Origin of the sequence: Vibrio owensii (assembly GCF_002021755.1) — a bacterium.
Taxonomy (GTDB): Bacteria; Pseudomonadota; Gammaproteobacteria; order Enterobacterales; family Vibrionaceae; genus Vibrio; species Vibrio owensii.
In genome coordinates this window covers 896,557-918,879 of the sequence record NZ_CP019960.1, presented here as the reverse complement: position 1 = coordinate 918,879, position 22,323 = coordinate 896,557, and the positions used below count along the sequence as shown (strand labels likewise).

Annotated in this window: 19 protein-coding genes; 9 read left to right on the top strand and 10 right to left on the bottom strand. The window is 45.9% G+C overall.

The annotated features are described in order from the left end of the window. Positions 1-46: 46 nt before the first annotated feature. Together A9237_RS20675 and A9237_RS20670 are read left to right on the top strand one after the other, a co-directional pair. Positions 47-967, top strand: a complete 921-nt coding sequence (locus A9237_RS20675; protein WP_041053104.1) for an amino acid ABC transporter permease — start codon at positions 47-49, stop codon at positions 965-967. A 93-nt stretch (positions 968-1,060) separates the two neighbouring features. Continuing rightward, positions 1,061-1,879: an EAL domain-containing protein gene (locus tag A9237_RS20670; RefSeq protein WP_039986352.1), complete on the top strand. Its 819-nt coding sequence runs from the start codon at positions 1,061-1,063 to the stop codon at positions 1,877-1,879. A gap of 113 nt (positions 1,880-1,992) precedes the next feature. On the opposite strand, the gene A9237_RS20665 is transcribed toward A9237_RS20670, so the two are convergent. Beyond that, positions 1,993-2,532, bottom strand: a complete 540-nt coding sequence (locus A9237_RS20665; protein ID WP_005441925.1) for an RNA-binding S4 domain-containing protein — start codon at positions 2,530-2,532, stop codon at positions 1,993-1,995. Between the two features lie 126 nt (positions 2,533-2,658). Between A9237_RS20665 and A9237_RS20660 the strand changes: the two genes are divergently transcribed. Next, the gene (locus A9237_RS20660) at positions 2,659-3,612 is read left to right on the top strand and encodes an endonuclease/exonuclease/phosphatase family protein (RefSeq protein ID WP_078609465.1); all 954 of its coding nucleotides are present in this window, start codon (positions 2,659-2,661) and stop codon (positions 3,610-3,612) included. On the opposite strand, the gene cra is transcribed toward A9237_RS20660, so the two are convergent. Continuing rightward, positions 3,602-4,597, bottom strand: a complete 996-nt coding sequence (cra, locus tag A9237_RS20655; protein WP_078609464.1) for a catabolite repressor/activator — start codon at positions 4,595-4,597, stop codon at positions 3,602-3,604. The genes A9237_RS20660 and cra overlap by 11 nt on opposite strands. Positions 4,598-5,023: 426 nt before the next feature. Here cra and fruB point away from each other — a divergent pair, with 426 nt between their 5' ends. The 3 genes from fruB to fruA are packed head-to-tail and all read left to right on the top strand — an operon-like array spanning position 5,024 to position 8,908. Next, positions 5,024-6,157, top strand: a complete 1,134-nt coding sequence (gene fruB, locus A9237_RS20650) for a fused PTS fructose transporter subunit IIA/HPr protein (protein WP_078609462.1) — start codon at positions 5,024-5,026, stop codon at positions 6,155-6,157. Between the two features lie 11 nt (positions 6,158-6,168). Then, positions 6,169-7,143, top strand: coding sequence for a 1-phosphofructokinase (gene pfkB / locus A9237_RS20645; RefSeq protein WP_078609460.1), 975 nt, complete (start codon positions 6,169-6,171; stop codon positions 7,141-7,143). A 19-nt stretch (positions 7,144-7,162) separates the two neighbouring features. Beyond that, positions 7,163-8,908, top strand: a complete 1,746-nt coding sequence (fruA, locus tag A9237_RS20640) for a PTS fructose transporter subunit IIBC (RefSeq protein WP_078609458.1) — start codon at positions 7,163-7,165, stop codon at positions 8,906-8,908. Between the two features lie 133 nt (positions 8,909-9,041). Here the strand turns inward: fruA and A9237_RS20635 are convergent, their stop codons facing one another. Beyond that, positions 9,042-9,536, bottom strand: coding sequence for a hypothetical protein (locus A9237_RS20635; RefSeq protein WP_078609456.1), 495 nt, complete (start codon positions 9,534-9,536; stop codon positions 9,042-9,044). Next, entirely contained in the window at positions 9,527-10,360 is an 834-nt protein-coding gene (locus A9237_RS20630; protein ID WP_078609454.1) for a winged helix-turn-helix domain-containing protein, read from the bottom strand. The genes A9237_RS20635 and A9237_RS20630 overlap by 10 nt, the downstream gene beginning before the upstream one ends. A gap of 303 nt (positions 10,361-10,663) precedes the next feature. On the opposite strand from A9237_RS20630, the gene A9237_RS20625 reads away from it, so the two are divergent. Beyond that, entirely contained in the window at positions 10,664-11,221 is a 558-nt protein-coding gene (locus tag A9237_RS20625; protein WP_078609452.1) for a porin family protein, read from the top strand. Positions 11,222-11,359: 138 nt separating this feature from the next. On the opposite strand, the gene A9237_RS20620 is transcribed toward A9237_RS20625, so the two are convergent. The 4 genes from A9237_RS20620 to A9237_RS20605 form a co-directional block, all read right to left on the bottom strand. After that, positions 11,360-12,073 (bottom strand): hypothetical protein, encoded by a 714-nt coding sequence (locus tag A9237_RS20620; protein WP_078609451.1) that lies wholly within the window; start codon positions 12,071-12,073, stop codon positions 11,360-11,362. A 265-nt stretch (positions 12,074-12,338) separates the two neighbouring features. Continuing rightward, positions 12,339-15,398, bottom strand: a complete 3,060-nt coding sequence (locus A9237_RS20615; protein ID WP_078609449.1) for an efflux RND transporter permease subunit — start codon at positions 15,396-15,398, stop codon at positions 12,339-12,341. 2 nt (positions 15,399-15,400) lie between these two features. Continuing rightward, the gene (locus A9237_RS20610; RefSeq protein WP_078609447.1) at positions 15,401-16,459 is read right to left on the bottom strand and encodes an efflux RND transporter periplasmic adaptor subunit; all 1,059 of its coding nucleotides are present in this window, start codon (positions 16,457-16,459) and stop codon (positions 15,401-15,403) included. Further along, entirely contained in the window at positions 16,459-17,532 is a 1,074-nt protein-coding gene (locus A9237_RS20605; protein WP_005441951.1) for an efflux RND transporter periplasmic adaptor subunit, read from the bottom strand. Before A9237_RS20605 ends, A9237_RS20610 begins: the two co-directional genes overlap by 1 nt. A 163-nt stretch (positions 17,533-17,695) precedes the next feature. On the opposite strand from A9237_RS20605, the gene A9237_RS20600 reads away from it, so the two are divergent. Continuing rightward, positions 17,696-18,421: a TetR/AcrR family transcriptional regulator gene (locus A9237_RS20600; RefSeq protein ID WP_005441953.1), complete on the top strand. Its 726-nt coding sequence runs from the start codon at positions 17,696-17,698 to the stop codon at positions 18,419-18,421. Between the two features lie 182 nt (positions 18,422-18,603). Here the strand turns inward: A9237_RS20600 and gcvT are convergent, their stop codons facing one another. Continuing rightward, positions 18,604-19,722 carry a glycine cleavage system aminomethyltransferase GcvT gene (gene gcvT / locus A9237_RS20595; RefSeq protein ID WP_020197065.1) on the bottom strand — a complete coding sequence of 373 codons (1,119 nt, stop codon included), beginning with the start codon at positions 19,720-19,722 and terminating at the stop codon, positions 18,604-18,606. A gap of 267 nt (positions 19,723-19,989) precedes the next feature. Beyond that, entirely contained in the window at positions 19,990-20,613 is a 624-nt protein-coding gene (locus tag A9237_RS20590; protein ID WP_005431308.1) for a helix-turn-helix domain-containing protein, read from the bottom strand. 379 nt (positions 20,614-20,992) lie between these two features. On the opposite strand from A9237_RS20590, the gene A9237_RS20585 reads away from it, so the two are divergent. Then, complete coding sequence (locus A9237_RS20585; RefSeq protein WP_005451650.1) at positions 20,993-22,288, top strand: serine hydroxymethyltransferase; 1,296 nt, start codon at positions 20,993-20,995, stop codon at positions 22,286-22,288. The last annotated feature ends 35 nt before the right edge of the window (positions 22,289-22,323 follow it).

The window sequence follows — 22,323 nt, the reverse complement described above, 5'->3', positions numbered from 1 at the left end:
ACTCGTACTGCGGGTCGGTTTTCTTCTCTACTAACGGAGTTAAACCTTGAGCGGACAAACCACCACTCGCGTTGCACCAACCAAAGCAAAATCAGGCTTTTTCTTAAGTCGTTTTAATGTACTCGATTGGGTACTGCTTGCCATCTGCGCGTTGGCTGGGGTTTGGCTCTATCATCGTTCTACCGTCGGCGTAAACTACATCTGGCATTGGAAAGAAGCAATCGACCTCTTGTTCACCCCAAGAGCAGATGGCGGCTTGCCGTATTTCTTCCAAGGCTTAATCTCAACACTACGCTTGAGCCTTTGGGGCATCATTTTTGCTCTAGTATTAGGTACATTGCTTGGGTTAGCGCGTTTTTCAGATACAGTTTGGTTGCGCACGCCTGCCAACGCATTTATTCAATTGGTACGAAACATTCCACCTTTGGTGTTCGTATTCATCTTCTACTTTTTCATCTCTAATCAGTTAATCCCATTACTTGGCTTGGAAGACCTTCTCCGTAACTATCGCGGCGAACCTAACGCGGTTCAGCACTTCTTCTTTGGCCCTGCTAACCTATGGGAAAACCTTGCGTCCGGTGTGCTTTGTGTGGGTTTGCTCTCTTCTGCCTACATTGCTGAAGTGGTTCGTGCCGGTTTGCAGAGTGTCGATAAAGGCCAGTGGGAAGCGGCTGACTCGCTTGGTCTATCTCGTTGGGTGAAATACCGTTTCATCATCGCGCCACAGGTGCTAAAAGCGATTACACCCGCACTGGCAGGACAAACCATTTCACTGGTTAAAGACACCTCCATCGTTTCGCTGATCTCGATTCAAGAAATGACCTTTGTCGGCACAGAGATGGCTAACTCCTCAGGCTATATTTTCGAAATCTGGCTAATTGTCGGCTTCGTTTACTTCCTGATTTGTTTCGGTCTATCAATGTTTTTTAGATACATCGAGAAAAAATCGGAATCTATTTCAAATTAACTCAATAGGCTTCAAAAATAAGACAGCGTAGCGCTTCAAATCGGAATTCCATCCTGTTACAGTCGTTTTCATGCTAATTTTTTGGCGTTTTTCATGGAGTTAAAGAAGCAGTCCGATTACGAGCAGTACATAAGGCAGGACAGCCTTGGCGAATACTACGTTGTGCTCAATCAATACACTTTCCACAGTGTTTATCAGCCTATTTTTGATAAACACCAACAAATGATCGGGATGGAAGCCCTGCTCCGTATTCGTGGTGCAGATGGCACGAATATTCGACCGGATCTCTTCTTTGCTGATGCCAGCATCGATACTTACTTCCGACTTTGTATTGAATTTCTCTCCCGTGCGATTCATATCCGTAACTTTGCTCGTCACTTTGCAGGATCACCAATCAAGCTGTTTCTTAACGTCATGCCACAAACTTTGCTGACACTGACCAAAGACATGGGCTTTAAAGACAATGGCCTGCTCTACAAACGATTATTTGAGTTAGGTATGGAACCTTCTGACGTGGTCTTTGAAGTCGTCGAGGAATCTTGCGGTGATACAGAACTTTTGATTCAAGCAGTGCAACTCATGAGAGCAAACGGCTTCTTGTTTGCGATTGATGATTTTGGCTCTCACCATTCAGATATGTCACGTGTTAAGCAGCTTTGCCCAGACATCATCAAAATAGATCGTTCTTATCTACTCGATTATTGCTCTGGTGACACATTAGCGATCGCCAATGCAGTAGACCTCGCTGAAGAAATGAACGCAAAAGTGGTCATCGAAGGTGTCGAAGAGAATACACAGCTTTCAGCCATGCAAGCACTAAACTTGGATTACTACCAAGGTTTTTATCTGGCGAAGCCACACTCGATTCACCATTGGACTGAGCAAAAAGAAACAGCCAAAGTGCTACATTAAACGCGTTACCACAGATACAGATTAAATTGCTTTAGATACAAAAGCGCCGCCAAGGTTACTTACCAAGGCGGCGCTTTTATGTTTACGTCGATTTTAATATCGAAACAAATCGCTTAGAAGAAGTCGATAGAGTTACGACCACTTTTAGGATCGCGTGCAACCTGCGGCTTTTCCTCTTTCTTGCCTTTCTTAGCAGATTGAGACAATGCTTCTTTTTGTGCTTTACGCTCTTTGTGCGCGGCTTTACGACCGGTAGATTTAGGGCCTTTAGCACTTGGTTTGTCGTTCTTTTTCGAGCGAGACTTTTCTTTACGTGCCGCTTGCGCTTCTTTTTTCGCCTTCTTCTCTGCTTTTTCTTCAGCAGTTTCAGGTTCGGTTACTGGCGCGTCACATACAACAACGTAGTACTCTTGGTTAAACTCGAAGAAATCGCCGTCGTACATTTTGCGACGTTTACGAGTTTCTAGCTCACCGTTTACGGCAACGTAACCTTCTTCGATGATGTGTTTTGCTTCACCACCACCACTCACCAAGTTCGCGATTTTGAAAAGCTTGTACAGCTCAATTGGGTGCGCGTCAACGTCGATACCGATCGCTTCGATCTCAATCTCTTCGCCTTCTAAATACTCTTCGTGTTCGTAATCTTGGGTCATGTTCGTTACTCATTTTTCTTGATGAACGGAGTTTAAACGGAATGCGTACAAATAGAAACGTGATCTTCACTCATCTTGTCCAATTGGGTATATACTCACCCAATAACTCCTTGAACGAGCGATATTTTGTCTAATAAGAACCACATTACCTTTGCCACCGCCAACCTGTTTAACTTTGTTGCACCACCTGGCGCGTATTACGACTTCGAGAACATATATTCTCGCGACGATTGGCAGGACAAACTCGCTTGGACCAAATCGCAGTTCGAACAACTTAATCCCGACATCATCGGCTTACAAGAAGTGTTCAGCATCGAAGAAACCAAAACCTTCTTTGCTGAAATAGGTTATGAACACTTTGCCTGTGTCGATACGCCGCACATTGAAGGCGATTACATTTATTCTCGCCCAGTGGTTGCAGTGGCCTCGCGCTTTCCGATTGAAAGCTTTGAAGCGGTCACGTTCGATAAAGACACACTCAATGCCTTTGGTGATATCGACGCTCCACCTTTTAGCCGCAAACCCGTTCGTGCCTGTGTTGTTCACCCAATTATTGGTCATCTCTCTGTATACGTCACACATTTGAAGTCACAGCGCCCTGCGGATTCAACCACTCCAGAAGAAGCAAGCAGACCGATTGCCCGTTGGTTATCTACGCAACAACGTGGTTGGGAAGCGGCAATGCTGCGAGACGCAATGCAAAGGCAGTATGCTATGAATCCGATGCCGACAGTATTAATGGGTGATATGAACCAAGGCATTACTTCAACCAGCGTTAACAGTGTTTTGATTGAATATTATGGTGACAGCGTCACTGATTTACAGCTCAATGACGGATGGGAATTGCAAGTAACGCCCTCACTAGATTCACGGCCAGCAACGCACTACCACTTTGCGAAAGGAAACGTATTGGATTACATCTTGTTGTCGCAAGAGTTTGATGCACACGCCGATGTATCAATAGCAGAAGTCACGAACTACCAAGTGTTGGATGCGCACTTAATCAATCCGTCTTTTGAGAGAGATAAAAACGCCAGCGACCACGCATTTGTGGCGCTGACGGTAGAAATTAAGCTTTAGCGTCGGTGTGGCGCTTAACAATCTTACGCGGAATCAACTCTACACCCGCTTTATAGCGTTTAGCTGAGGCATTAAGCGCCAACTCCATTGCACTGTCGGCAATCAGCTCAAACTGCTGTGGAAGAGAGTTGATTTTGATTGGAAGAAAATCGAGCAAGCGGTTATCACCAAAGGTGGCCAAACGTACTTTGCCCATCAACTCTGGCTTTTCTAACATCACATCCAATACGCCTTCTAATAAAGTGTAAGACATGGTCACCACAGCATCCGGCAGTTTGCCCTTTGCGATCCAACCTTCGAGCACCTTCTTGCCTTCTTCACGGGAGAAGTGCTGACCATAGCCAACCAAAACGCCAGTGCTACCTTGCTGGCAAGCCGAACGGAAACCAAGTTCACGCTCTTTAGAGACTTGAAGCTCTTCTAACGCACCAATCAAACCAATCGAATCAATCTCTGAAGACAATACCGATTCGGTTAACTCAAACGCCGCATCAAAATCTTCACTGATCACACAACAGAAGTGCTCATCATCCATAGGGCGGTCAAGTGCGATAACGGGCGTACCCGAGTTTTGCAGCTTGAGGTAATACTCGCTGGCTGCTGGCATACTGCTCGCAACGAATAGCGCATCAATACGACGACTCACGAGCGCCTCTGCAACTTTTTGTTCCGTTTGCGGATCATCATCAGAACAGCCAATCAAAATTTGGTAGCCTGCTTTACGCGAGTTCTGTTCAATCAGTTTTGCTAAACGTGCGTAACTGGTGTTCTCTAAATCTGGAATGATCAAACCGAACGAACGCGAGTTGCCCGCTCTTAAAGAAGATGCTGCGTGATCCGGTTTGTAATTGTACTGCTCAACCACCGCCATGACTTTCTTTTGAGTCTTTTCGCTGATGCGGTATTTCTGCGCTTTTCCGTTAATCACATAGCTTGCCGTGGTCTTTGAAACCCCGGCTAATTTCGCTATTTCATCCAGTGTCATATTCTAAGCCCTATTCTGTGCGCGGGATCATATTAATACATCAACGATCCTTCGATAAGTTGAATTATATGCTGAACCGATTCAGTATAAAAGCTGAAAGGATTCAGCAAAACTCAAAAATTGACGAGAATCACCAAAATCAAGCAATGCAGTCTCCCTTTGCTAGGCTTTAAAAGCATTGAGACACTGAGTGGTTAAGTTTCGATTTTAAAAACAGTTTCGCTGAGTGTTTTAAAAAATTTGACCAAATGCTGAATCGATTCAGTTTCTTTTGTTCAGCAAATTGTTGTTAAGCAAAACCGTCTCGAATAGAGAAATGACGAACAAAGGCACGTTCAGCAACCATAGATAAACGGCGTTACGCAAACAAAGTACTGCGTAGCCAAGATGAATTAGAAATAGATACCTTAAGGCTGGAGAAGCACCATGCTTAAGCTAAGTAAGAACGACATTACCCTATCTCAATCCGCTACAGATAAGTTTGAAGCGATCAAAAGCATCGCGAAAAGCCTGACAGACAAAGGTCTGGTTGAACAAGGCTATGTAGAAGGCATGCTAAACCGTGAAAACCAGAACTCTACGTTTCTAGGTAACGGTATCGCGATTCCACACGGCACAACTGACACGCGCTCAATGGTGAAAACCACGGGTGTTGCTGTTCACCACTTCCCAGAAGGCGTTGAATGGGGCGACGGCAACACAGTTTACGTTGCTATCGGTATTGCAGCGAAATCAGACGAGCACTTGGGCATTCTTAAGCAGCTAACAAAAGTACTGGGTGCGGACGGCGTTGAAGAGCGTCTACGCAATGCGAAAAACGAAGACGACATCATCGCCCTACTTCATGGCGACGTTCAGTTAGAAGCGGATTTCGATGCTTCTCTCATTCAACTTCTATTCCCAGCAAGTGACATGATTCAAATGAGCGCGGTTGCCGGCGGCCTACTTAAAAACACAGGTTGTGCAGGTACAGAGTTCGTTGCAGATCTAGTAACAAAAACGCCAACGCATCTAGGCCAAGGTCTATGGCTTGTTGGCAGTGATAAACAAGTAACTCGCACTGGCGTTTCTTTTGTATCAACAGCCAATGATTGTGAATTCGAAGGCGAGAAAGTGCGTGCTCTAGTTGCATTTGCAGCTTGCAACAACGCTCACCAATCTATCCTAAGCACGATTTCAAAGCTTGTGTTTAACAACGAACACAGCAAATTACTTGATGCTTCTGCTGAACAGATCCTTGCACTGTTCAAAGGCGAAGAAATGGCAACAGAAGCGGCTGAAGACGGCAACACAGCAATCTTCAAAATCAAAAACGCCCACGGCCTACACGCTCGTCCTGGCGCAATGCTAGTTGCTGAAGCGAAGAAGTTCGAATCTACCATTCGTGTAGCAAACCTAGATGGCGACGGCAAAGCAGTTAACGCGAAGAGCCTAATGAAAGTTATCGCGCTAGGCGTGAAACACGGCCACCAGCTTCAATTCTCTGCTGAAGGTCCAGATGCTGCACAAGCACTTGAGTCAATCGGCAAAGCGATCGCATCTGGTCTTGGCGAAGGTTAAGGGGTGAGAGAATGACAGTATTGAAAACAAACAAAGTCGTTACCATCACGCTTAACCCTGCCCTTGATCTAACAGGTTCGCTGGACTCAATCAAAGTGGGTTCTGTCAGCCTAGTTGAAAAGAGCAACCTGCACGCGGCTGGTAAAGGCGTAAACGTAGCGAAAGTACTTAGTGACCTAGGTGCAGACGTAACAGTGACCGGCTTTCTTGGCAAAGACAACCCAGAGCTGTTCCACCAGCTATTTAGCGATATCAAGGTTAAAAACGAGTTCGTTGAAGTCGAAGGCGCAACTCGCATCAACGTGAAATTGGTTGAAGCAGATGGCCAAGTGAGCGACATCAACTTCCCTGGTGTTCAAGTCACAGCAGAAGAAATCGCGCGCTTTGAAGAAACCCTATTCCGCCTTGCAGAAACACACGATTACTTTGTATTGGCAGGCAGCCTACCGGGCGGTGTTACTGCAGAGCAATGCGCAGCATGGATTGAGAAGCTGCATAAGCAAGGCAAGAAAGTCTTGTTCGATAGCAGCAAAGCAGCACTACGCGCAGGCATCGACGCACATCCTTGGTTGATCAAACCAAACGACGAAGAGCTAAGTGACTTTGTCGGCGAGCACCTTTCAACGCCAGAACAATGCCAAGAAGCAGCGCAAACGCTAAGCGATAAAGGTATTGAGAACATCGTAGTTTCTATGGGTGCAGACGGCGTGATGTGGCTTAACCAAGGCGAATGGTTGCGTGCTCAACCACCACGAATGAATGTAGTAAGCACCGTTGGTGCTGGCGACACGCTTGTTGCTGGCTTGTGCTGGGGTCACATGCAAGTGATGCCGAAAAACGATTTACTGCGCTTCGCTACTGCGCTTTCTGCCCTAGCAGTAAGCCAAGTTGGCGTTGGCCTAACCAGTCAGGAAGAACTGGAGAACATCAAGCTCCAAACGCAAGTAACCGAGCTTTACCCTAATACGAACTTAGACAAAAACTAAGGAACAGAAGGTTATCAGTATGAATATTGCCATTATTACAGCTTGTCCAAGTGGTGTTGCGAACAGCATCATTGCGGCAGGTCTACTAGAACAAGCAGCGGCGAAGCTGGGTTGGAACGCAAAGATTGAATGCCAATCAAGCGTGGTTGAACCAACACTGCTGACAGACGCTGACATTGAACAAGCAGAAGCGATCGTAATTGCGGCTAACACTCCAGTTGATACTTCTCGTTTCGTAGGTAAAAAAGTCTACCAAGCAGATATCAGCACTGTAGCGAAAGACGCATCCGCATTCTTACAAACTGCTGTTGAAAGTGCAGCAACACTAGAGCAAGCAAATACAGTTGCGGCACAAGTAGCAGCACCAGCAGAAAGCGCCTCTGCAACTAAAAAGATTGTTGCTATCACAGCATGTCCAACCGGCGTTGCGCACACCTTCATGGCAGCAGAAGCGCTAGAAGAAGAAGGCAAACGTCGTGGTCACCAAATCAAAGTGGAAACACGTGGCTCAGTAGGTGCGAAAAACCAACTGACTGACCAAGAAATCGCAGACGCAGATTTGGTCATCATCGCAGCAGACATCGAAGTACCTCTTGACCGCTTTAACGGCAAGAAGATGTACCGCACTAAAACAGGTCCAGCGCTGAAGAAAACAGCGGAAGAAATGGACAAAGCGTTTGAACAAGCAAGCGTATACCAACACTCTGGCTCTTCTAGCGCATCATCAGCGACAGAAGAGAAGAAAGGCGCGTACAAGCACCTAATGACAGGTGTATCTCACATGCTCCCAGTTGTGGTTGCCGGTGGTTTGATCATCGCCCTTTCCTTCGTATTTGGTATCGAAGCGTTTAAAGAAGAAGGCACGCTAGCAGCAGCGCTAATGAACATCGGTGGTGGCTCTGCATTCGCATTGATGATTCCAGTTCTTGCTGGTTACATCGCGTTCTCTATTGCTGACCGTCCGGGTCTGGCTCCGGGCCTAGTTGGCGGTATGCTTGCTAGTTCAACTGGTGCAGGTTTCCTTGGTGGTATCGCAGCAGGTTTCATCGCAGGTTACGCTGCTAAGTTCCTTGCCGACAAAGTAAAACTTCCACAATCAATGGAAGCACTTAAACCTATCCTTATCATCCCGTTCGTGGCGACATTGTTCACGGGGCTTGTGATGATTTACATCGTGGGTGGTCCAGTATCTGGCATCATGAGCGGCCTAACTGATTTCCTAAACAACATGGGTTCAGACAGTGCGGTTCTACTGGGTATTATCCTTGGCGCGATGATGTGTTTCGACCTAGGTGGTCCAGTAAACAAAGCCGCTTACGCATTCGGTGTAGGTCTATTGGCTTCACAAACTTACGCGCCAATGGCTGCAATCATGGCAGCAGGTATGACACCGGCACTAGGTATGGGTCTTGCGACGTTCATTGCTAAGAACAAGTTCGAGCAAAGCGAGCGTGAAGCAGGTAAAGCATCATTCGTTCTTGGTCTGTGCTTCATCTCTGAAGGTGCAATCCCATTCGCAGCGAAAGATCCAATGCGTGTAATCCCATCATGTATGGCGGGTGGCGCACTAACAGGTGCTCTATCAATGCTGTTCGGTGCAAAACTGATGGCACCACACGGTGGTTTGTTCGTACTGCTTATCCCTAACGCAATCTCACCAGTGCTAATGTACTTGGTAGCAATCGCAGCAGGTACAGCGGTAACAGGTTTCACTTACGCGTTCCTAAAGAACAAAGCAGAAGCGAAACAAGAAGCAGCTGCTTAATCGTGACTAATTCGCTTAGATGGTTCTAAGCAACGATTAACAATGCCTCCCTCGATTTGGCATTCGACACCTCCCTCTAGCCTCGGCATTGGGAGGTGTTTTTTATTGAGCGATAAGCGGAATCTAACGGGCGCTAAATCCGATAGCAGATAAAGTTACTCTCTTCTGTTTCGCTCTGATTGAAAAAGAACAGTTGTTCGTCCTCCACTTTGTAAATGAAGTCCGTTTTTGTGCCCACGTATGAGTTCATGTCTCTTACAAACACTTCACTCTCCGTTGGCTGTTCATTCCAGCTGACTTTCTGATAATCCACCGTCAGCGCATGTCCATCCACTTGATACTTGCCGTTGTAAACCAGCTCATACTCTTTGCTTTCGCCCTTTTTCGTTAGCAAGGAGCCTTTCTGGAAAATGTACATGTCTCTATCCGAGCTAAACACCACGACAGAACGGTCACTAATGTTTTCATAACGTCGATAACCTCTGGTAATAAAGTCTTCTTCAAACGTTGCACACGCCCAACGCGAACCAGTGATTTCATCCGATTGGAAATACTTTTGGTGAACAACCACACCCACGAGTCCCGTTGCCAATGCAATATTGAGTACAAGAAGTTTACTTATTTGCATATTGCATCCGCCCTGCTCATGCTCTCTAAGACCGTTTCTTTCAAGGTGTCGATATCGAGAGAAAACTTAATGTAGTTGACGTTCTTATTGCTGTTTTTGGCGAAAGCAAACGCACGCAAAATATGCGCTCCTTCTTGATAAGCCGATTCAGATACGCGCAAATATACGATAGCCGGACAAACCGGAAATACTTCATCGTTGAGGCTCTTTGCCAACGCCGAAAGATCTAACTCATCATGATTTTGATCGTAAAAGTAGAAGTCCGTTTCAGACACAGAAAAGTGTTGGTAATCCGAATCATCAAGAAAATCAGGATGTGGCGCAAACGGACGAAAATAAAGCACAGAGACAATCGCGAAAAGCAGGAAAGCCGTCATCAGTATCGGAGTTACGCTAAATGCCTTGTCTCGCGATTCAGATTCTTGTTTGGGCGCTGCTTTGACTTGAGGTTCAACATCATCAATTTCGAGCGTTTGGAGTTCCGGTATCTCAACTTTCTGTTTGATGGGTTTCACATCCGCATCAACTTCCAGTAAATAACCAATTTTACTTACCGTTTTAATCTGTACGCCTTGTGCGTTCAACTGAGCCAGTTTCTTTCTTAAACCGGAAATCACATTGGTTAATGCTTGATCGGTAACGACTGAGCCATCCCAACAGGTTTCGAATAGCGCCTCACGAGTCACATGCACACCCTGCTTTTCTATCAGCAAGTTCAATACTTGGTATGGCAGCGGTCTTAGGGGAACATCATCGCCGTCTGAATTGGACAGTTTTCTTGTCGTCGGGTCTAGGACTAGATTGGCGAAATAGATTCTATGCATACAAGCTCATCACTTTCTCAACTCCTTGAATTATAGGTTAGGTTTCTCAAACCATTCGAAAAACCAAATCAACCTCATCACACCAGCATAAAGCGTCCAGTTTGGACGTAATCAAGGATTCAAACATCGATTTCTTATTGTGCATACCTTCCAATCACACAAAAAACACACAATTACCTAAGTGACTAAATCAAAGGGAAGTATTTGGTTTTTGTTTGCTTTTTGTTTAGTTTTTCAGCGCCTCATTTAGATAATGAACACCGTTTTAAATATAACAAGACAGACAGTCATACAGAGGTAACTATGAAAAACACAATCATCCTTTTATCCGCTCTTTTTAGCGTTTGTGCTCAAGCAAATGATTCACAAGATGTCTCAGGTTTTTATCTTGGAGGCGGTGTGGGTAACAACACGTTTAGTGACGACAACCCGTTTACAAAAGTGGATGACAACGGTACCGCGTTCAAAATCATTGGTGGTTATCAGTTCAACCGTATCGTTGCCGTGGAAGCGCAGTACACCAAATATGGTGATTTTAAGATCGTAGATACGGCTTATGATTTAGGCGCGAGCAACGTCTCGGTAGCGGCGAATATTGGTTACTCGTTCAATAATGGCCTGCGCCCTTTTGCAACCTTTGGTTTGGGTTATATGTCTGTTGATATTCCGACGACAGACAATGAAGATGACTTATCCCTGCGTATCGGGGCAGGTCTGGAATACACGCCAATTCAATTTGAGAACATCACCTTTCGCGCGGCGTATGAAATGGATCATTTCACAGTAAAACCGAAAGGTTCAAGTCTGGATACAGACGTACAGATTGGCTCTTTCTATGCGGGCGCTACCTATAAGTTCTAAACTGGCTAGGTTCTAAAGCAGCCTAAGCTCCAAAAACAATAGAAACAAAAGCAAACACATAGAAACCACAAAGGGCGAACTCTTATGATAAGTGTTCGCCCTTTTCTTGTTTAAGTTGGCAGTGTTTAAACCGACAATTTATTGCATTGGTTCAGATTCGATATCCACGTCGCCGCTGCTCAAATTCACCGTTGCATTGTACACGCTGTGCGGGTCGCCATGATGCTTAAAGGTAAAGTGATAAACGTTCGCTGGCGTCCAAATCTCTTTATCGTCAACAGGCAGAATGTCGTAACCGTCTTGTTGGTAAAGCTCGGTTGCCATCACATACGCGATTGCTGTTTGCACTTGGGTGTTATGGTCGTATTTTGGCTCGACAGATGGGTTACTTGGGTAAGAGTCACCATTAAAGCTCATTTGACGGTATGCGCCATTGCTCCACACAACAAAATCTTGCCAACCGTTGCTGTAACTGTCGATAAGTGCAATCGGCGTTCTGGTTACTGACATGCGGCTAAGCATTTTGCCGCTGTTATCGAATATGTACCCAGTACAGCCACCACTTCCGCAGAAGTAACGATCTTGGAACAACACAAAGTGTTCTGCCATACCGTCACTGTTTAAGTCAGCAGAACCCACTTGGTAGTTGATCTTGTCGTTTGCTAAAGAAAGCCCTTCTGGGTTCAGAATGCTTTGGTCAATCCAAGTTGCGATTGTTGCCGCATCGGCACTTTTCACTTCCACAGGCGCTTGCGCTTCCGTGGTATTTGAAGAAACGCCGTCTGTCGTAGAACAGCCAATAAGCGTTAGAGAACCTAATAGGAAGAGTCCGTGTAATCCGCGATTGTTCATTTGCGTTCGCTCTTTTAATGATGATGTATTCTTAGTATACGCATGATTTATCAATCGCTTGTAAGAAAATCATAAAAATCAGTTAGGTGTACACGAAACCACCAGCCCTTCTTTCACCTTCATCTTCTTCCCGCGTCTAGATTCTCGCCTCCATTATTTTCTCCTTCTCGCATCTCGTATCTCAATTCTCTCAGATCAAAAAAGCCCTGAGGAATACCCTCAGGGCTTGGCAGGAATCTGACAATAAATAAAGCCAGGAAGTCCCTTATGCAGTGGTTGGTTTGATCTTAAACAGAATTGCAAACATGACTGGTACAACAATCAGAGTCAAAACTGTAGCAAAACCAAGGCCTGCCATAATCGTAATTGCCATTGAGCCGAAGAACGCATCAAACACCAATGGAATCATACCTAGGATGGTGGTCAGCGCCGCCATACTTACTGGTCGAACACGGCTAATCGCACTGTCGACAATCGCTAAGTAAGGATCCTTACCTGATGCTAGCTCTAGGTTAATCTGGTCAAGAAGTACGATACCGTTTTTCAGAATCATACCGCTCAAGCTCAATAGACCAAGGAACGCGGTAAAGCTAAATGGCATGTTTGTCATCAGAAGACCAAATGCCACACCAATGATAGACAGTGGTACTGTGAACCAAATAACCAACGGCTTCTTCAGTGAGTTAAATAACAGCATCGTAATGATGAACATCAACAAGTAACCCATTGGCAGTGAACCAAACAGACCTTCTTGTGCATCTTTCGATGATTCGTACTCACCACCCCACGTGATTTCGTAACCTTCTGGGATATGCAGTGCCATCACTTTTGGTTGAACACGAGCAAACAAGCTTGCTGCGGTGTCATCACTTAATACATCGTGGTCAGCCAGTACCGTCAGAGTACGTTTACGGTCACGACGTTGAATCAGTGGCTCATCCCAATCCAGTTTCACACCATCAATCACTTGATCAACTGGAATGTAGCTTTGTAGCGATGGACTCCAGATGTTCACGTTTTGCAGTGATTCAAAATCCACACGCTCCGCTTCTGGCAAACGCGTCATGATAGGCAGAATGTGTGTACCATCGCGAAGGAAGCCAAGTGTGCTACCACCAAACGCCATTTGCAGTGTGCTTGAAAGATCTTCTTTCGAGATGCCTAATCGACGAGCTTTAGATTCGTTAAATACAGGCACTAGCTCTTTAGTGCGCTCACGCCAGTCGTGACGGATGTTACGAGCACCTGGGTCAGTATGAAGAATATCTTCTACTTGTACCGCAAGCTCACGTAGCACTTGTGGATCTGGGCCAGTAATACGCGCTTCAATCTTAGACGCTGGTGACGGGCCGAATTCCATCAACTTGAACTGGAACGTTGGCTTATCGAACGTCTTCGCTAGGTTGTCGTCCAGCTTATGCAGTAGCTCAAACATGTTCTCACGGTCCGTAGTACGAACTTGGAACTGTGCGTAGGCTTCGTAGCTCTTCTCCGGTTGGTAAGTCAGAGCGAAACGCTGCAAACCTTGACCAATCGACGCTGATACAAAATCAATGTTGTCTTGAGTACGGATGTAGCTTTCAACTTCTTCCGCTTTCTTGATGGTCTCGCGAATGTCTGTGCCTTCAGGCATCCACATATCAACGTAGAACATCGGCGTGTTTGACGGCGGGAAGAACTGTTGTTTCACACTACCAAACGCAACGACAGCACCAACCAACAGCGCTACCATGCCTGCTACCGTTAACCAACGGAAACGAAGCGCAAGTTTAAGAGACGCACCGAACGCAACGAACAACCAACCTTTGTATGGGTCTTCGTCTTCTGCATCTGCGTTTTTGTCTTCTTCTTTCAATAGAAGATCGGCTAGGAATGGCGTTAGCGTAATCGCCGTAATCCAGCTCAAGAATAGCGAGAAACACAGAACCCAGAACAGAGAGCCCATGAACTCACCAGTCGCATCTTGTGACAGACCGATAGGCGCAAACGCGGTAATAGCAATGACTGTCGCACCAAGCAGCGGCCACTGAGTTTGTTTCACGATATCTGTTGCCGCTTGAACTTTGGTTCGTCCTTTCTTAAGGCCAACCAATATCCCCTCGACCACCACGATGGCGTTGTCCACCAGCATACCGAGTGCAATGATCAGTGCACCAAGTGAGATACGGTGCAGCTCAATGTTGTTGTAGTTCATCAAGATGAAGGTGCCAAATACCGTCAACAACAGCACCAAACCGATGATCACACCACTGCGTAAACCCATGGTGAACAGCAGTACGATGATTACGATAGCAACAGCTTCTGCCAAACTAATAACAAACGCTTTTACTGAATCGTCAACTTCTTGCGATTGGTTGTAGAAGTAGTTCATATCGATGCCAGCAGGCTTGATGGTTTCAAGGCTTGCTAGTTCGGCTTCAATACGTTGACCAACTTCTACTACGTTTACGCCAGACGCAAACGAAATTCCGATGTTGATTGCTTTCTTACCGTTGTACAGCAGCACATTACCCGGCTTTTCTTGAATGCCACGGCTGATGGTTGCAACGTCTTTCAGACGGATCAGATTACCTGTATCGCGACCATGAATAATCAGGTTTTCTAGTGCTTCAACTGTGTTTAATGTACCGCTTGGGCGAATAATAAGGCTCTCACCGTTTACCATTACCTCACCCGCAGAAACCACATTGTTCTGTTGGTTCAGCAAGCCAGAGATCACGTTCATGTCGAGGTTCAGAGCCGCCAAGCGATCCAATGAAATCTCAACAAACAGCATCTCTTGTTGGTCGCCAGCGATGTCAACTTTACCCACACCATCAATCAGTTCGAGTTCACGCGTAAGTTGGTCTGCATAACGTTTCAGTTCTACGTAATCGTAGTCATCACCCGTTAGCATCAGCATTACGCCGTACACGTCACCAAAGTCATCAATGATTTGCAGAGATTGAACGCCTTGCGGCAAAGTTGGTTGCAGATCGTTGATTTTACGGCGCATTTCATCCCAGATTTGCGGCAATTCATCTGGACCGTAATCCATCTTCATGCTCACCATAATCTGAGACATACCACTAGAGGACGTCGACGTGATCTTATCGATATAAGGCAGCTTACGAATCTCTTTCTCAAGCGGATACGTCAGCTCTTCTTCTACTTCTTTAGAAGTCGCACCAGGATAAGTCGCAATCACCATCGCATCTTTGATGGTAAATGCCGGGTCTTCCAATCGACCCAGTTCTAGGAAAGACGTCACACCGCCGATCGCTAGAATAACGATGAACAGCCAGCTGATGACTTTGTTCTTAATTGAGTATTCAGCAATGCTCATTATTATTGTTTCTCCACCACATCCACATGCTTACCTTCGCGCAGTTTGCGTAAGCTGGAATTCACTAATACATCGCCTTGAGCAACACCTGATGACACAATCGCACCTTCACCATTAACTTGGTCGATGGTTACTTCAACTTTAGTGACAGCGTCACCATTTAATTTCCAAACAAAAAACTCACCATCTTGATTGCCCGCTTGTAACGCAGTCATTGGGATGTTGTAGCCATCAATGGAAGTAATGCCCGCTGCTACCATGTCTACTGCAACGCTTACGCTGGTACCCGGTAGAATCTCTTCCTCAGGTTGGGGCATGGTTAAATACATTTGGTAGGTTTGCGTTTGAGCGTTTGGCTCACTGGTGTGCTCCAAGTAATCCAACGCATAGGATTTCGCATCACCCGAGAACGTTGCTTGAGGTTGGTAGCTCATGCTTTGTGTATTTGGGTTTACCATCGCAAGCACGTTGTCTGACAGTTCGATACGAACGTAAACTTTGTCGCTTTGATACAGGTTAAGAACCGGCTCACCAATCGCAACACGCTCAAATCGCTCTTTGAATACATCAGAAACCTTGCCCGCAAACGGTGCAAATAAACGTGTGTAGTTCAATTGGTTTGTTGCGTTGTAGAAGTTTGCTTCCGCCAGTTCTTTGTTTGCTGTTAGCTCATCCAATTCCGCTTTTGAAATCATTTGGCGGTTATGCAGCTCTTCACCACGTTTAAGCTGACGAATCGCTAGCGTGTATTGTGCTTCTGCATCGTTTACTGCTTGCTTTTCTTTACTGTCGTCCAGCTTAGCGATCATCTGGCCTTCTTTAACCGTGTCACCCGCTTTGACTAGCACATGCTGAACTTCGCCTGCGCGACGGAATGCAATTGGCGTTTGTTCCGCAGGCACAACTTGGCCTTTGAATGTGCGGTATTGGCTTTTTACTGGAACATCGACAGCAACCGTAGAAACATACAAAGGCTGCTCTGCGGTGACTTCGTCTGTGCTGTTACAACCGGTGAGTACCGCCAGTGCGATAGCCGATACTGTGAATAATGAACGTTTCATTAGATACCTTCCTCACGAACCCAAGCTTTCACGACTTGGCCTTCCACTAGGCGTTCAACACCTGCAATAACAACGTAATCATTCTTGTCTAGACCCGACTCAACAGCACCGTTCGCATTCAGTGACAAGGTCACTTTATTCACTTGCTGCGTATCGCTGTCCATTACCCAAACCTCACCATGAGCGGCATCTTTCGACACCCAAGCCGCATTTGGCAACATCATCGCGTTCGATACGTTTTGCTTCGCAATGTGTACTTGGCCTGTCATGCCCGTTAGCAAGTTACGATCAGAAGGACGAGTAATCGTCACGATCGCTTCGTAGCTGTTAGTGTCGGCATTTGGTTGAGTAGAGATTTCTTTGAATTTGCCTTGGATGCGGTTGTTTGGTTCGCTGTCCATCGTCACCCACATCTCTGCATCTTTAAGTGAGTTCAACGACACCGCTTCGGCGTAAGTCACAGGCAAAGTAAAAGACACGTCCAAAGTGGTGTTGTCGATTAGGTTTAGGATTTCTTGCTTAGCAGCGACCACTTGGTATGGCTTCACGTAGGTATAAGACACCACACCATCAAACGGCGCATGAATCTCTGTGTAGCTCAAATCGGTTTTCGCTTGCTCTAAGTTTGCCAGTGCCGCTTTGTATTGCGTTTCTTGTTGGTCGTAACTGTCTGTACTGATCAGCTTCTTGTTGTACAAGCTTTTCGAGCGTTCCCATTGGGTTTTCGCTAATGCGTACTGCGCTTGTGATGCATCAAGAGCTAACTGCAAGTCTTTTGGGTCTAGCGTTGCAAGTACATCGCCCTGCTTCACCTCTTCTCCCATTCTCACGATCAACTTCTCAATTTCGCCACCTACCTGAAATGAAAGTTGGGCTCTGTACGTTGCATCTATTCGTGCAAGGAATGCATCGGAATCGGCAACAGTCAGATCATTAACAGCAAGTAATTTTACAGGTTTGATTAATGGCTCAGACGGTTCTGATACGGCTTTGTTACACCCTGTCAGCATCGTGGCGAGGCTCAATGCCACCGCTGCTCCGACAAATGTGCGCTTTAAGTATTGTTTTCGCACTGGCTTTCTCCATCGACTTTATATTTACTACACAGGTGTGCAGTATATGTATAACGAAAAAATGATCAACATATTTTCCATGTGGATAATAAAATAATTAGGCAAACTGTCCGGTTTCTGGTAAAAATAGGCGCGTTGATTAATATTCGGGAAAATTCGAACTATGACAGAAAGAAAGCAAGGCCGTAGAAGTGCTGAAGCCGCTGAGCAAACTAAGTGCCTGATTCTAAGAGTCGCGGCAGATATGTTCTGTGAGTTAGGGTACGAACGTGTCTCGCTTCGAAACATCAGTGAGAAAGCTGGTGTGTCCCATAGTTTGATTCGCCACCACTTCGGTAGCAAAGAGAAGATCTGGCAAGCCGTCAGTGATGGCATGGACGAATTCATGCAAAGCTACATGGCGCAGTTAGTAAGCGAGATGCCAGCGAATACGCCATCGAATCAAAAAATCTACTTGTTCATGGTAAGAATGCTAGCGTTTGCACTCGTTAACCCGCACCCAGTCCAAATGATTGCCGATGCGATTCGCCAAGGCGACGATGCATTGCTGCAATACTTCTTAAGATCCAAAGATGAGTTCGCGGCGATCTTTACCGACCTCTTTGCTGACTACAACGTGGAATACCCAGAGCATCGTATTGATCAATGGGAATCAAAGTGGCAAATGCTGGTGTTTGCACATGGTGCGATTAGCCTAGCGCCTATGATGCAAGAGACGTGGCCAGAAGATGCAGACAATCGCGAAAAAATGCTGATTAACCACTGGGAATTGTTCAACACCATCATGGCAAGTCAGTTTAGCGTGAACAAAGAAGACATGATTCACCCAAGCAAACTGAGTGAAGTTGTGATTGAGATGTGTTGCCCTATCGAAGAACTCACCGCATAAGCAGAGCTTTGAAAAGAACATAAAAAATGCCGAGCACTGAGCTCGGCATTTTTATTTGTGCTTATCGCTTTAGAGAGGAAACTTAATGGAACCTGCGTTCTGATGGTTAGATTCCTAGTTTTGCTTAGGCTCGCTGGAATAACGAGCCTTATTTAACTCACTAAATCAATGAATTAGCTTAATTAACCACGGTAATAGCGTTGTGGTACGAACGGCATTTTTTCTACCGTCATTGGTAGCATCTTGCCACGTACTTCTGCAAACAGCTCTGTACCGATAGCCGCTAGATCTGCGCGTACGTAACCCATTGATACTGGCTTGCCTGCGTTAGGGCCTGCTGTACCACTTGTTACCACACCAATCTTGTTACCGTCTGCGTCGAACAGCTCAGCACCTTCACGAACCGGTGCTTTTGTTTGACCAACCAAGCCAATACGCTTACGTGCAACGTCTTTCGTTTCGATCTGCTTAAGAATGATATCAGCACCAGGGAAGCCACCTGCACGCTCGCCATCAGCGCGACGTACTTTTTGAATGCCCCATAGTAGGCTTGCTTCAACAGGCGTTGTTGTTGTATCTAGGTCATGACCGTACAGACACAGGCCACATTCAAGACGAAGAGAGTCACGAGCACCAAGGCCAATCCACTCGACTTCTTCTTCACCTGTGAGTTTACGAGCAAGCTCTTCTGCTTTGTCCGCAGGAACAGAGATTTCGTAACCGTCTTCGCCAGTGTAACCACTACGAGAAACAATGCACTCAACGCCCAGTAGTTCAACTTTGCGAACATCCATAAATAGCATCTCTGCTACTTCTGGTGCGAAACGCGCTAGTACTTCTGCCGCTTTAGGGCCTTGAATCGCAAGCAGTGCGCGGTCATCAATAATCTCTAGCTCAATGCCAGAAGGAAGATGCGCCTGAAGGTGCGCAATATCTTGCTCTTTACATGCTGCGTTCACAACAACAAACAGGTGATCGCCAAGGTTAGCCACCATCAAGTCGTCCATGATGCCGCCCTGCTCATTAGTAAAGAAAGCATAACGTTGCTTGCCCGCACCTAGGTCAACAATATCAACCGGAACCAGTGTCTCTAAGAACGCTGCTGCGCCATCACCAATCAAACGAAGTTGACCCATGTGAGAAACATCGAACAGACCTGCTGCATCACGAGTGTGTAAGTGTTCTTTCTTAACGCCCAGTGGGTATTGAACTGGCATGTCGTAACCCGCGAACGGGACCATCTTTGCGCCTACTTCAACATGAAGTGCATGCAGTGGTGTTTTCAGAAGTTCTTGAGTCATTTTCGTCTCCATTTAGATAGACCCGAGAATGCTGTCGGCATTCGCATCGAATAATGTTTCCAATAATAAACACGCTTGATTCAATTTTGCACGAACAAGACATCGCTCGACTTTCAAAAGTGTGACTTTTAACATTTTAATCACAACAAAACGCACAAAAAAGGCGCTCTGTTGAGTGAGATATCATCAACAGAGCGCCATCATAACGTATTCAAAACCGATAGCAAACGTTTGCTTTCACTATAGGAAATTTACAACTATTTATCACTATTTGGCAGTCACCCACAAAATGTGCGCGTCTTCCTCACTCACACTGGTCAACATATGACCCATGTTCGCATCGTAATACACACTGTCGCCTTCGCTTAATACAACAGGCTCATAGAACTCAGAATAAAACATCACCTCACCTGATAAGATGAGCAAAAACTCTTCCCCATCATGGCGAACCCAGTCTTTGTATTCGTCAAAACTACGGGCACGAATTTGGCTCTTAAAAGGCATCATTTTCTTATTGGAAAGTTGAGTCGCCAACAGCTCGTGTTCGTAGGTTTGGGTTGGGTGTGGTTTACCCTCTTTTTTCTTGGTCACATCCCTGCGCCCTGTCGCTACCTTTTTTCTAGGTGGTTCAAACAGTTGCGGCATGTCAATTTGTAAGCCATGCGCTAATTTTTGCATCGCTTGGAACGTTGGAGAAATCTGTTCATTCTCGATCTTACTTAGCGTAGAACGCGCAAGGCCAGTTCGTTGGCTTGCCTCTTCTAACGTAATACCAAGTTTAGAGCGGATATCTTTTATGCGCTGACCGAGCTTAAGCGGTTCAATATTCTGGTCTTGCTGCTCTTTCGCCAACGTCATTGACGGGTATTCATCGTAAATACTTTCAGCCATAAATCCCTCTGTAAATATCCTTTATTCCTTCCGATTAGCATTGTGCATGAACCCTATAGTGGATAAAAGTCCACCGAGTTAATTAAAGCGTGCTCTTGTTAACAAAACCAGAAATCTCGTTTCCTATAGGAAATTTTTGGTTGATTGTTCGTGCCGCAAGCGCTATGTTACCAACTTGTTAGATGTAGAGATGCACATTTCCGTAAGAGATTGGACAAGAGAAACCACAATCCGACGGAGTTTTGCCCACTTATTCGGGCCGAAAGTTCACTCTGTTCTGCTATGCAGTTCAGCTGTTTTGAGGACAAATGAGCCACCATCGCAATCAAACAACTATTTCTACTGCGGGTTCATTTTCAGATTTGGAAGGTCAACTACCATGAACAAGAGTTACCCTAACCACAGCTTGGAAAACTTTTTCTCTACCAACCTCTCTGCGACAGATGACGCTGTCTTTGCTGGAATTCAGGCAGAATTCGCTCGCCAAAACGAACAAATCGAACTTATCGCTTCTGAGAACATCGTTTCTAAAGCGGTAATGCAAGCTCAAGGCACATGCCTAACAAACAAATACGCTGAAGGTTACCCAGGTCGCCGTTACTATGGTGGTTGTGAGCACGTAGATACAGTGGAAGCCATTGCTATCGAACGCGCGAAAAAACTTTTCAATTGTGAATACGCAAACGTTCAACCACACTCAGGCGCACAAGCAAACGGCGCAGTAAAACTGGCGCTACTTCAACCTGGCGACACAATTCTTGGTATGTCTCTAGACGCAGGTGGTCACCTAACACACGGTGCTCGCCCTGCACTTTCTGGTAAGTGGTTTAATGCTGTTCAATACGGCGTTGACCGCGAAACACTAGAAATCAACTACGAAGACGTTCGCCAACTTGCACTTGAGCACCAACCTAAAATGATCATCGCAGGCGGTAGTGCCATTCCACGTACTATCGACTTTGCAAAATTCCGTGAAATCGCAGACGAAGTAAACGCGATTCTTATGGTCGACATGGCACACATTGCCGGTCTTATCGCAACAGGCGCGCACCCTAGCCCGCTTCCTCACGCACACGTTGTTACAACCACAACGCACAAAACATTACGTGGCCCACGTGGCGGTATGATCCTGACCAACCACGAAGACATCATTAAGAAAATCAACTCAGCGGTATTCCCAGGTCTACAAGGCGGCCCACTGATGCACGTGATTGCTTCTAAAGCAGTGGCGTTCGGTGAGGCGCTTGGTCCTGAATTCAAAACTTATATTGATTCAGTGATCAACAACGCAAAAGTTCTGGCGGAAGTATTGCAAACTCGCGGTTGCGACATCGTAACCGGTGGTACAGACACGCACTTAATGCTGGTTGACCTTCGCCCTAAAGGCTTGAAAGGTAACAAAGCAGAAGAAGCACTAGAGCGTGCAGGTATCACGTGTAACAAAAATGGCATCCCATTCGACACAGAGAAGCCTATGATTACATCGGGCATCCGTTTAGGAACGCCTGCGGGTACAAGCCGCGGCTTTGGCGCTGAAGAATTCAAACTCATCGGTAATTGGATTGGTGACGTACTGGACGGTTTGGTGAACAACCCTGAAGGTGACGCAGAAGTAGAAAAACGCGTACGCAAGCAAGTGAAAGAGCTTTGCAGTCGTTACCCTCTTTACCAATAAAAGATTTATTAAATCAGAAACTATCCTGACAAGTT